6 protein-coding genes, 1 tRNA gene and 2 pseudogenes are annotated in these 12568 nt (G+C 47.2%); 4 read left to right on the forward strand and 5 right to left on the reverse strand.

Annotated features, from left to right (window positions below; translation table 11 throughout):
* Nucleotides 1-44 precede the first annotated feature (44 nt).
* A pseudogene (locus tag RH949_RS25395) lies at nt 45-125 on the forward strand (RRXRR domain-containing protein); the annotation flags it as partial.
* A gap of 336 nt (nt 126-461) precedes the next feature.
* The gene (locus RH949_RS25400; protein ID WP_006097900.1) at nt 462-1040 is read left to right on the forward strand and encodes a fasciclin domain-containing protein; all 579 of its coding nucleotides are present in this window, start codon (nt 462-464) and stop codon (nt 1038-1040) included.
* 277 nt (nt 1041-1317) lie between these two features.
* Here the strand turns inward: RH949_RS25400 and RH949_RS25405 are convergent, their stop codons facing one another.
* Complete coding sequence (locus RH949_RS25405; RefSeq protein ID WP_446357052.1) at nt 1318-3969, reverse strand: DUF3536 domain-containing protein; 2652 nt, start codon at nt 3967-3969, stop codon at nt 1318-1320.
* Nucleotides 3970-4643: 674 nt separating this feature from the next.
* On the opposite strand from RH949_RS25405, the gene cax reads away from it, so the two are divergent.
* Complete coding sequence (gene cax, locus RH949_RS25410; RefSeq protein WP_006098098.1) at nt 4644-5762, forward strand: calcium/proton exchanger; 1119 nt, start codon at nt 4644-4646, stop codon at nt 5760-5762.
* A gap of 41 nt (nt 5763-5803) precedes the next feature.
* Here the strand turns inward: cax and RH949_RS25415 are convergent, their stop codons facing one another.
* The 3 genes and pseudogenes from RH949_RS25415 to RH949_RS25425 form a co-directional block, all read right to left on the reverse strand.
* Nucleotides 5804-7600, reverse strand: coding sequence for an alpha-glucosidase family protein (locus tag RH949_RS25415; protein WP_446357055.1), 1797 nt, complete (start codon nt 7598-7600; stop codon nt 5804-5806).
* A 691-nt stretch (nt 7601-8291) separates the two neighbouring features.
* Nucleotides 8292-9203, reverse strand: a complete 912-nt coding sequence (menA, locus tag RH949_RS25420) for a 2-carboxy-1,4-naphthoquinone phytyltransferase (protein ID WP_006098029.1) — start codon at nt 9201-9203, stop codon at nt 8292-8294.
* 103 nt (nt 9204-9306) lie between these two features.
* Nucleotides 9307-10513: pseudogene (locus RH949_RS25425) on the reverse strand (cytochrome P450).
* Nucleotides 10514-10709: 196 nt separating this feature from the next.
* Between RH949_RS25425 and RH949_RS25430 the strand changes: the two are divergent.
* The gene (locus RH949_RS25430; RefSeq protein ID WP_446357057.1) at nt 10710-12161 is read left to right on the forward strand and encodes an isochorismate synthase; all 1452 of its coding nucleotides are present in this window, start codon (nt 10710-10712) and stop codon (nt 12159-12161) included.
* A gap of 75 nt (nt 12162-12236) precedes the next feature.
* Here the strand turns inward: RH949_RS25430 and RH949_RS25435 are convergent.
* Nucleotides 12237-12325, reverse strand: a tRNA-Ser gene (locus RH949_RS25435).
* Nucleotides 12326-12568 lie beyond the last annotated feature (243 nt).

Below are 12568 nucleotides of genomic sequence, written 5' to 3' on the forward strand. Positions count from 1 at the left end.
TATCAAAGACGAGGCAAACCTAACCAGTAATGAGAGGTGCAGTAATGCGCGTTTTCGTTCTAGACAAAAACTTGAAACCTCTTGACCCTTGTCATCTAGCACGGGCGAGAGAATTATTGAACAAACTAAATATTTGAAAACAATTCATAAGGCTGACGGTTATGAATATACATACTGAAAACCAGGATTCGCTGTCGCTCAATTTAAATATTGGCAGACCCTTCCCCAGACGCTAAACCATCGACGGTACTCGCTGCGCTCGATATAACCGAGACGGATATATCGTCCGCCCCCTTGCCGCATTTTAGGGTGGAAATTTATGTAACCCAAATCAATTGACCAATCTCTCAGTATGCACTGAGCAGACGCGACATTGCACCTGAGAAAGAGGCATAGGGTCGGAATTCAGACTAAAGTAGTATACAAATCGTTATAAATACCTGCTCTGAGGAGAAAAATTCATGCCAGCCCGCTCTTTTACTTCCACATTGAGAAAACTAACCGCCTGTTTAGGTTTAGCCAGTCTCGGTACCGCGATCGCATTACCCGCCAACAGCGTCACCGACTCCCCTCGTCTCTTGAAGGCAGAACCCGGACTCCACCTGATTGCTCAACGGGGTGTGAGCAATATAGCCGATGAACTCGAAACCGCCAACGACGCTTTCTCCACCCTCACGGCTGCAATTAAAACTGCTGGACTCACTTCAGCACTGGCGAATAGGAGACCCATTACCATTTTTGCCCCCACTGATGAAGCCTTTGCTGCTTTACCCGATGGCACTGTGGCAACGTTGCTTCAACCCCAAAACCGATCGCGATTAACTGAAATCCTTACCTATCACGTTGTCCCCGGTAACATTAACACCTTTGGCTTAACCCCCGGTTCGACCTTACGGTTAACCACCCTCGCGGGTAAACCCGTAACCATACGAGTCAGTAATGCTAGCGAAGTTTTTGTCAATGGTATACCCGTCGTGATGGCAGATATTCCTGCCTCTAACGGCATGATTCACGGGCTTAACGGGGTTCTATTACCCTAATGGAGATCCGCTGTAGGGGCTTGGTTACCAAGCATTGGTGTCAACTTAAGCTAGACCCCTATCCCCCTCGTTCCCCCCTTATAGATCCCCCTCCCGTCCCCCTTAAAAAGGGGGAAGCCAGAGGATGCTTCGCTTTTTTTGCACGGCAGAGGGGTGCAAGAGAGTCCGGTTCCCCTTCTCCCCTTTGTGGGAGAAGGGGTTAGGGGATGAGGGGGAAAGGATTAGACGAGTATACAGACACAGCTTAAACACGGATGGGTAACCAAGCCCCTACTATCTACATCAACTGATTTAACCAAGGACTCACTTCCACCAACAACAGTTGACCAAGCTGAAGCAACTGGCGTAATCGGATAATTGTCCAAGGATTTGCCGCCGTAAGCTGCGCCTGATCATGTCCATTCTTTTGGTCACTCAGGCGTTGGGCTTGAATCGCCAGTTCACACGGCGGCACGATTGAGGTGTGTAAACAGTTGAAAAAAAGTTCCTGACAACGGTCTAAGGCTAAACCGAGGTTCAGCCGATTGCCAATCTCAATCAACCGATCAATCTGGCGGATATCATCGCCGAGGGTATCTGGATCACCCTCATGCAACAGTTGCCACAGCGATCGCCAAATTAAGGTTTCCAGCGTTAGCTTGGCTTCTGGGATGTTCAGATGACAGCGTAGATGTCCCGCTTCTGTGGCGATCGCTTCCAATTCGGCGATCTGAGCATTGATAGCTTGGGGATCACTCACCTCCATGTCTAAAGCTTTAATCGCAATTAAACAACGGTTGGATAACGCAATTTCTGCTGCTACTTGCAATTCCTTCGGTACGGGCAATTCATCCCGATGGAATGCCATCAACACGCCGTAATTATCCCGGTACATCTGGTTATAAAGCTGATCTAATCGTGTCAGGGTTTCCTGACTAATTAGCTGCATAATCCGTTGTCGTTCCTCAGCAAACAGATTCTGTAAACTGAACGACTGCTCCCCAAACATCTGATTCATTGCCAGAATCGTATGGGCAGCACTGGCTTGCTTGAGGGCATCAAAAATATTGTCCCTCAATTGGGTATATGCCCGACGTCCGGTAAAGGGTTGAATACAGCAGTGGAAGTCCCAGCCGCCGATATGGAGAACGGCAAAAACCAATTCCATATTTTCCCAGGTAATCTCCGACACCAGTCGCAATTGACCCACTGCCAACGTCAGTGAACCCATACGTTGGAGTTGATAGTCAAGCTGGTGGGCTTCGTAGCAGTAGATCCGTTCTTGTTGGGAATAGTTGGTAAATAAGGAACTAATCGCGTAATGGGCAGCAACTTGTTGGAAGGTAATTTGCGACGACACAACCAGTTGCCGATAGACCACATCCCCGGTTTTAAAGCAGTCTACATTACTGGGTGCTACAAGTAGGCGTTCCAAGAACCCTAGCTCAAGCTGGATACCCACCACTTCCCCAGCTAACTCCAACGCCCGTGCTGCATAGCGTAAAATCTGTACCCCTTCGGGACGGGAGATTTCCTCAAAGAACCAACCGCAACTGGTATACATCAGCATGGCGTGGCGTTGCATTTCCAACAGCCGTAGAGCGTCGATTTGGTCAGTGGGAGAAAGAGGTGCAACGCTATGACGGTTGAGGAATTGCTCCACATTTTCCAAAGAGCGATCTCTGAGTACCTGAATATACTCATCCCTCGCCGCCCAAGGATCGCGGAAAAACTGACGCCCCCTCTCGTCATACACCGGAATCAACTGATCCCGCAGCCAGTTCAAACTTTCTCGCAGGGGACGCCGCCATTTTTGATGCCAACCCCCGCCGCCACCACAGCCGCAGTCATCTTGCCAACGGTTGACACCGTGGGAACAACTCCAAGCGGTTACGGGTTTGAGAATCACTTCCCACGTCGGCGGACTGATACTGAGATAATGAGCAAAGTTGGTCACCGTCCAGTTACGGCGGGGAAAGACTTGGGTAAAAGCATGGGCGATACACATTTCCGTGTGGCGTTTGTGATGTCCGAAGGTTTCCCCATCGGTTGCCACACTGATAATCTGGGAGGGACGGTGATCCCCATGAATCGCGATTCCCAGACGACCGGCGAAATGTTCGGAACTACTGAGAACATCGCTAAACCCCATATCCCGTGAGATGGGACCGTCGTAGAAAAAGATGTCGATAAATTCACCACTTTCCAGGAAACAACGGTAAGGGCGGCTGGGATCAATCTGACCTCCACCTACTTCATGCCATTTAGGATCAGGATTGTCTTCGGTTGGCAAAACCCGACAGCGTTCAGCTTGGGAGGGAGCAAGAATAATAAACTTAATCCCTTCTGCCACTAACGCTTCCAGGGTGGGGTAATCTACCGCCGTTTCCGCCAGCCACATCCCTTCGGGATCACGACCAAAGCGAGAGCGGAAATCTTCCATTCCCCAACGGATTTGGGTGTATTTATCCCGTTCATTGGCGAGGGGAAGAATGATATGGTTATAGACTTGCGCGATCGCATTGCCATGACCGTTGAGCCGTTGACAACTCTTGCGATCCGCCTCTATGATTCGCTCATACACTTCCATGTCGTAGCGTTCTAGCCACGACATCAGCGTCGGACCAATATTAAAGCTGAGATATTCAAAGGTATTAACGATCCCCACCACTTCGCCGTAACCATTTAACACCCGGGCAAAGGCGTTGGGGCGATAGCATTCGTGATGAATCCGCTCATTCCAGTTATGAAACGGAGCCGCCGAGGGCTGACGTTCAATGGTATCCAGATAGGGATTTTCACGGGGGGGTTGATAAAAATGCCCGTGAACAGTTACGTAGACGCCCCTGGCTGTCTGCAGGGGATCATGGTCTCGCCCAACCTCCTCGGATAAGGTAGGGATGGGATTTGCCGCAGCTTGTGAAGCTGAAAGTTCAGCAGCAGAAGTCATTTAGATCACCAAATTCCACAGAAAACGTAGTCAGACAGATTCCCTTACTCTAGTCATTTTCGCTCTTGAGTAGGGATAAGTTGAGAGATTCGCTAAACGAATTTTAGGTTGAAAGCTAGCCATTTCAGTAGGGAACGCCAGCTCGGTATAAGTAGTCGGACAAAAGTAAAGTTAACGGTGAGGATTGTCATTCGTCATTCGTCCTTTGTCCTTTGTAAGGATTTGAGTCTCCTTATCATTTCTTAGTACAGTGTACAGAATGTATACCCAGATCCTTAGAAAAAAGCATTGACACCAGTGGCTAAACTTGCATTTAGGGATGAACGTGTAACAATCTGTCCCTTCAGTTTTTTATTCAACCGCAAGATTTACTGAAAATCGATAAAACTTCATATAACGTTGCGGTCAGTTCACAAAACTTAGACGCACTATAACAACTCTTGCCGATTATTGCACATCTTCCTGGGAAGTTGCAGGGATGAGGGAGATGGGGAAGCTGGGGGAGCTGGGGGAGCTGGGGAAGTTAACTCAAAACTCTACCTTACCGATTGCCCATTGCCGATTGCCCATTCCCGATTCCCTGTTCCCGATTCCCTGTTCCCTGTTCCCTAACAAATGACAAATGACAATCCTTACCGTTAACTTTAATCTGTGCCTATTTGCTTATTTTTTAGATGCTGAACAAAAACACGATTCTGTCACTGTTGTTACTTTTTGTCCCCATTTCCATCGCCGCGCATTTTCTGGAATGGGGAGCAGCTATAGTATTTATTACCTCCTGTTTGGCGATCGTTCCCCTAGCGGCGTGGATGGGAACCGCCACGGAAGAAATTGCGGTTGTAGCCGGACCTACCTTTGGTGGGTTGCTGAATGCCACGTTTGGTAATGCGACAGAACTGATTATTGCCCTGATTGCCCTCAATGCTGGCTTAGTCAATGTGGTTAAAGCCACGATTACGGGATCAATTATTGGCAACTTGCTGCTGGTGATGGGCTTATCTATGCTGTTGGGCGGGTTGCGGTACAAGGAACAAAGCTTTCAACCGATTGTGGCGCGGGTAAATGCGTCCTCAATGAATTTGGCTGTCATTGCCATGTTGCTACCGACGGCGATGGATGCTACGACGCCTGACATTGATGAAGCGACGTTACAAAGATTATCGGTTGCTGTGGCGGGGGTGTTGATTGTGGTTTACGCTCTCACCTTATTATTTTCGATGAAAACCCACAGCTATTTGTTAGATGTGGGCATGGTGGATGTTGAGTCCCAAGAGGGAAACGATGTTTCCTCCTCCACCGAGGAACCGGAACATAAGGTGAATTTAGGCTTGTGGATTGGCGTGTTACTTGGAGTCACCCTTTTGGTGGCGTTAGAGTCGGAACTGTTGGTGGGGACGTTGGAGGAAGCTACCTCCCAGTTAGGATTAACTGCCCTATTTACAGGGGTGATTCTATTGCCCATTATTGGCAATGCCGCCGAACACGCTACGGCGGTGACAGTGGCGATGAAAAATAAGATGGATTTGTCGGTGTCGGTGGCGGTGGGATCAAGTTTACAAATTGCCCTATTTGTCGCCCCTGTCTTAGTGATTGCGGGTTGGTTTTTGGGTCAGCCGATGGATTTGGATTTTAACCCCTTTGAACTGGTGGCGGTAGCGGTGGCGGTGTTAATCGCTAATTCCATTAGTTCTGATGGGAAGTCGAACTGGTTGGAGGGAATTTTGCTAATTGCGGCTTATTTGGTGTTGGGGTTGGCGTTTTACTTCCATCCGGTTGTGGAAGGATTAGCATAACCAACAAATGTAGAGACGCTCCATGGCGCGTCTCTACAGGTTCAATTCGACTTCAGTTGATAATCACAGGTTGGGGGCATATTACAAAAGAAGACACTATAGCCAGGAATTTCCAGCGTATCACCTTGGCGATGGGTGATAAAGCCTAATCCTTCGGTTTCCTTACATCCCGGATATCCCGACAAGTCATAGCGGGCAGATTCGTTACTCAAATTAAAAATACACAGGATTCGCTGTTCGGCATAGTCCCGGATAAAGGCAAAAATCGGTTCCTCTGTCTCCAGAATTTCCAAGTTGCCTGCTTCTAAGGCTGGTTGTTTTTTGCGCCAGTGAAGTAAACGACGCCAGGTATTTAGGAGTGAATTCGGATCTCTGTTTTGCAGATTCACTGCCCGTTGATAATGACCCTCAGGAACAGGTAGCCAGGGTTTTTCCGCTGTGGTAAATCCAGCATGGGGGGCATCCGCTTGCCAGGGTATCGGGGTGCGGGAACCGTCTCGTCCTTTAATTGCCGGGTAAAGGGCTTGACCAAAGGGATCTTTAATGTGGTCTACCGGAATATCTTCGGGGATTCTTGCCTCAGTTAACCCCAGTTCATCACCCTGGTAGAGACAGATTGCACCCGGTAAAGAGAGCAGCAGTGCGGCGATTAGATGATAAAATTCTTCTGGATAAGGATTTCCCTGAGCATCCTTTCCAGTCCAGCGCGATCGCAGACGACCATAGTCATGATTGCCGACAATCCAACAATCACCACCTTGGGTAAAGTTACTTAGCACTTTTTCCATCATCCGTTGCATTAGTTTGGCGCTGATGGGTTCATCGATGAGAAGCCCACTATGATATGCCATGTGTAACCGCTCATCACCTTCTACAAACTCACTGGCAAGAGCAATCGAATCTTCACAGAAAGTTACTTCGCCTAAGGCAACTGTACCCGGATACTGATCCATGAGATCCCGGATAGGTTTGAGGGCGTCTAAGGTTTCCGGACGACAGAAGTTGTACTTAAATAGTTGCCGAACCACAGGATTATCGGGGGCGACGCCATCAGGTAAAGACGCATCTTCCGGGCGAACGGGGTTATCTCGCAATTGGGCGTCGTGCATGAAAAAGTTAGGCGCATCGATGCGGAACCCATCAATTCCTAAATCCAACCAGAATTTTGCCCGTACCAAAATCGCGTCAACTACTTCTGGATTGTGCCAGTTCAGGTCAGGTTGGCTTTCTAAGAAATTATACATATAAAATTGTTTGCGTTCAGGTCCCCATTGCCAAGCACTGTGACCCATAAATGCGGATAACCAGTTGTTGGGGGGCGAACCATCAGGCTTAGGATCTGCCCAAATATACCAGTCTGCTTTAGAATTATCCCGATTTTGCCGACTTTCGAGAAACCAGGGATGTTTTTCCGAGGTATGACTCCAAACCTGATCTAGCAGCACTTTCAATCCCATGGAGTGAGCCACTGCCAGCAATCGTTTAAAATCCTCTAGAGAGCCAAAGATTGGGTCGATATCCCGCATATCAGTAATGTCATAGCCAAAATCCTCCATTGGGGATTCATAAATCGGACATAGCCAGATGGCATCGACACCGAGAGAGGTAATGTAATCGAGTTGTTCAATAATGCCATTCAAGTCACCGACACCATTGCCGTCACTGTCTTTAAAACTCTGGGGGGAAATCTGATAAATAACCGCATTCTGCCACCATTCGCCTTGGTGGGTTACATTACGAGCATCTTCCCACGTCCATGCCCGACGATTGAGTACAGGAGTTTGCCACCAAGCTTCTCTGTTTGTTGAAGTACTTTTGTGGGGCTTTGACATATCCATAAGTTGCATAATTGAATCCTTTATTAATGATGAGTTTAGAAATAAGGACGAATGAAATTGGCTGAAACTCATTGACTTCAACCTCAATAGTTCTCCTTATTTTTATTTAGGTTGGGATTCTATTAAAGGGGATGAACCTCAGCCGCCTGACAATCTTACACTCACAGTCAGCATCTATGCGAGATTCTTTCCTGAGTATTAACCAACCCTAATACTGGTGCATGAACTTCACTCAGCTTAGAGCGCTTCAGCATAATCAGGTGAGTGAATCATGGACGACTAACTAGATTGTAGACTTATGGAACTTAGACTTACCTCTCTCCAAGGGATTAACACTGACTCACCTCCCTATCGTTCAGGAGATGGAAATCAATACTCGGCAACTTTGTAAATAAATGTAAAAAAAAATCTCCTAGCTTCAACGCTGGAGATTGAGCCAAACCTTTAAATAGTTTGATTTAATTTTTTATACCTTATTTTAAGGTACTCCTGTCCGATCCGAGTGGATCATTGAGAAACAGATCAATTGAATGAAGCAAAATTATTCGCCGACTTCCTCTGCTTTCAGCGTAATACCAAGTTGCAGTCTAATGTAGAACTTTCTTTTTCACCCTATCTCCCCCTCACCCTATCTCCCCCTCACCCTATCTGCTATCTTTGAACGCAACTTGGTATAAGGTAAGGGGGAGCATCAATACCAAAGATTGGGGACAACAAAGCCCAACCCCAAGAATAATCCACTCCAAAAATGCAGCTTAACGGCGATAAATTTACAATTGCTGACTTTTTGGGGTTGATCATGATAGCAGCCAACATGCTGCACTAACTCAAGGGCAAAGGGTAAACTCAGAACAATTAATCCTGTCCAAACCGGAAACATCCCCAATGCGATCAACAAACCCGTCAGGGCAAAAAGGCTACCACTCAACCAATGGAGTAGTTTAGCACCACCTTGAGTTCCCAAGCGCACAATCGGCGATCGCTTTCCGGCGGCTATATCATCTTCGACTTGGTGGAAATGGGAGCAAAATAAAATAATTGAGGTACTAATCCCAATAATGATTGAAGCTGCTAACCCCATTGACGAGAAGGATTGGGCTTGGGAGTAGTAAGCCGCCGCCACCGCCATCGGACCGAAGGTAAAAAAGCAAATAACCTCACCTAACCCTTGATAACCCAGGCGAAAGGGAGGACCTTGGTAACTATACCCTAAAGCGCAGCAAAGCAAGACAATGCCAATCACCGTCCAATCCCGTTGCCACCACGCGATCGCGATGATTCCTAGGATACCTGCGGCTAAAAATAGATTACTCAACCAAAAAATTAGAGATTTGTTTCCGGTTAAATTTACTAATGAATGATGTTTGTTGTGATCAATTCCTGTTTCTGAATCAAAGACATCATTACTAAGGTTAAGCCAAGCAATAATTAAAATAGCGGACAGTAAAAATGTGCTAAAGATTCCCCAATGCATATTTAGCGTTTCCCCGTAGGCTACAGCCGTACCAATCCAAATGGGAATGATAGCCACACTATACATCGGTGGTTTAAGCGCCGCTAACCATAACTTATTTGGGGACTGAGCAATGAACTTTGTGGTCATGAGAGCAAGTTAGACATCCAGTAGACTAGCGCTGATCCATTCTTGTTTCCCGTTTTGGGTCGAGCAATCAGATCAAAAAGGTACTCTATTTTACAACGGATTACTAATAACTGATTACTTTTTCTCTAGCTGAGTGAACGTGACGCTGGGTCTTCACTACCATGGGACAAGCCTTAGAGGGAACAATGGTAATCCCTCGTCGCCACGGTTGTACAGACGTGTTGGGGTCAATCGCCAACTGATAGCGGGATAGAACCGTTGCCAGAACCAGCTTCATTTCAAATAGGGACAATGCCACCTTGGATCTGCACCGATGCTTTCACCTGACGCGGTTGAGCAATTAAGGCAATCGGGTACACTCGTAGCGCTTCTTTACAGACAGCCGTAAGATAAGGGAGTTGTGCGATCGCGTCAGGGTCTGGATTCTCACCCAAGCTGTCTAACTCTTGTGTTAATTTCTCTAAGCATAACGGCTGACGATGTAGCCAGTAAAACGCCCACGCCAAAGCAGACGCGGTAGTTTCATGACCCAGGAGTAACAAGGTGATTAACTGATCACGTAACTGGACATCAGTCAGCGATTGACCCATTTGATCACGGGCAGACATGAGCAGAGAGAGGATATCATCTCCCTCCGGTTCAGTGCGACGGTGGGCAATCTGTTCATAAATTAAATCATCAATTTGCTGCCGTTGCCTGACAAACTTGCCCCAGGGACTCCACCCACCCAAATCTTGCTGCAATGGTGTCCAGAAAAAATGAATTGAGTTCAGGGGGGAGGTGATATTGTTCAAGAATGGTTCAATAAGTTGTTTAAGCCTGTCATAGCGATCGCCTACATTAAGACCAAACACCACCCGTAAGATCACCTGGAGGGAAATGTCAGACATGTAGTCACGAATGGGAAGGGATGATCCGGGCTGCCAATCCGCGATCGCATCGGTTGTAATATCACGTATAAGCCGACTGTAGGTGGGCAACTGCTTCCCATGCAGAGGCGGCATCAACAACCCCCGCATGACCTGGTGTTGCTGTCCATCTAACATAATCAGGGAGGTAGAACCCGTCAGGGGGCGGAAGACATCGGTGACTTTACCCAACTCAAATTGGTCAGAGGACGTGGTAAATATGGATTGAATTGCCTGGGGGTGGCTGAAAAAGACCACAGGTGGGGAGTTCCGACCTAGTAAGCGGAGGGTAAAGGCATCTCCGTAACGCTGCGTACAGAGGTCGAGAAATTTAAGCGGATCAGCGATGAGTTGCAGCGTTTGCACAAAAAACGGCAACGTTGGACCATCAGGCAATTTCATTCCACTTTTTCCGGGCTGAGGCAACAGGTAACACTTTACCCATAAGGCGGGGGATTCAGTCAACTGGATTAACTCCCTTATGGCTGACTGGGCAAAATATGCAATGGTAGATAGAAAGGCAGACGTTGAGTCGTGTAGCCGACATCTGGGGAAACTGTCTTGCCTGGATCACCGAAAATCTGCAATCCTCTTGTACATGGCGTATTTATCATCTCATACGGATCGCTTGCCAGACCACAAGGAGCTATACCAGTTCCTTGTCGCTTGTCAGCAGGCATCTCTTGAGAAAGGCTGCACTCAAATTGCCAGTATTTCTGTGCAAATTCCCAGGGTTGATCCACTGGCGGTACTCCAGATTCTTGGTGGAACTCAGTCATTCCAGTTTTACTTAGAAAAAAGAAAGGAAAATGAAGCGATTCTGGCGATTGATGCGACTATCTATGCTGAACTTGAAGGAATCAATCGATTCCAACACGCTAAGTCTGTCATTCATAATTATCTAAAAGACACTTGGATTTGGCTTCAACAAAATCAAACTATCTCTTTTTCAGGACCGCACTTTTTTTGCTTTTTTACATTTTTTGCTTTAAATCAACCGTCCCCATTTCGAGCCGCTACTATTTTTCTTCCTCGTTGGCAAGTGGCGTTTCGGGGGAATAGCGGTACAGTAGTGGCGAATGTTCAAGTTGATCCTCACGTCAACATTAAACGACTCTTGCAAGACCTATATAATCAAATTGCTGAAATTAAATTTTCAGAGCATAAACCCAGTTCGCTGACTCGGATTAATTGTTCTCCATTTATCCCGCCCAAATCCATAAATACTGAAGCCTTTAAGTCAGCCGTGGTCGCCGCCTTAAATTTTATCGATGCCAATGAATTTAGTAAAATTGTTCTGGCTAATGCCGTTGATATTTTTTCCCACCAGCCCTTTAACCTCGTCCACTCCCTAGATAATCTGCGCCAACGCCATCCAGATTGCTATATCTTTTGTGCCAGCAATGGTAAAGGACAGAACTTTCTCGGTGCGAGTCCTGAACGGTTAATTAGTATTCGTGACCATCTGTTGGTAACGGATGCCTTAGCTGGATCAGCGCCGCGTGGAAGGACAGCCAGTGAAGATGCTGAGTTTGGCGATCGCTTGCTTGGTTCTGAAAAAGAGCAGCGTGAACACCAATTTGTCCTAGATTTTATCACTCAACGCTTATCTGAGTTGGGACTCATCCCCCAATACTTACCTGCGCCCCAACTGCTTAAACTCTCTAATATCCAGCATCTGTGGACACCAATCCAAACACAACTGTTTACCAATGTCCATCCCCTAGACATTGTTGCCCAGCTTCATCCTACCCCTGCTGTAGCCGGTGTTCCTACCCAGATTGCTCAAGAACAGATCCGCCGCTACGAAACCTTTGACCGTTCCCTCTATGCAGCCCCGTTAGGTTGGATCGACTATCAAGGCAATTGTGAGTTCATTGTCGGTATTCGTTCAGCATTAATCGACAGCAACCCGTCTTCTCTAAATCATGACAACACCTACCGCGCTAGACTCTACGCCGGGGCAGGAATTGTGGCGGGTTCTGACCCCGACAAAGAACTGGCAGAAATCCAACTCAAGCTTCAGGCATTACTCAAAGCCTTGCTTTAGTCATTGGTCATTGGTCAAACGTTCATGCTAGCCAATGGCACTCTCAGGCATAAAGAATCGATTTAATCGATTTAACGGAGAGGGAGGGATTCGAACCCTCGGAAGCGCCTAAACACTTCAACAGATTAGCAATCTGCCGCTTTCGACCACTCAGCCACCTCTCCAAGGCGGTGCTTGACTATCATAGCAGATTACAACCCCTTTTTGTCTAGTGGGTGGATGCAAATTACTCACCGCTTCTAAAAACCTAGACAAACCTACCTATAAGTAATTCTGTCTTGGTATAAGTCCACGGTGTAACTTTTGGTCGATAACCGTTAACGCTTACGCTTGGCTGATACCCGGCATTGTCGCTCGATATCAGTCTTAACCAACGGCTCCCAGTTAGAGACGCAGTAGTAATCGTG

It is taken from the genome of Coleofasciculus sp. A1-SPW-01, assembly GCF_040217205.1.
Classification (GTDB): Bacteria; Cyanobacteriota; Cyanobacteriia; order Cyanobacteriales; family Coleofasciculaceae; genus Coleofasciculus; species Coleofasciculus chthonoplastes_A.

Coding starts and splice junctions, on each gene's coding strand:
- RH949_RS25405 (WP_446357052.1), bottom strand. CDS start 3,969: ATGACTTCTGCTGCTGAACTTTCAGCTTCACAAGCTGCGGCAAATCCC.
- RH949_RS25415 (WP_446357055.1), bottom strand. CDS start 7,600: ATGGATATGTCAAAGCCCCACAAAAGTACTTCAACAAACAGAGAAGCT.
- RH949_RS25400 (WP_006097900.1), top strand. CDS start 462: ATGCCAGCCCGCTCTTTTACTTCCACATTGAGAAAACTAACCGCCTGT.
- RH949_RS25430 (WP_446357057.1), top strand. CDS start 10,710: ATGGCGTATTTATCATCTCATACGGATCGCTTGCCAGACCACAAGGAG.
- cax (WP_006098098.1), top strand. CDS start 4,644: ATGCTGAACAAAAACACGATTCTGTCACTGTTGTTACTTTTTGTCCCC.
- menA (WP_006098029.1), bottom strand. CDS start 9,203: ATGACCACAAAGTTCATTGCTCAGTCCCCAAATAAGTTATGGTTAGCG.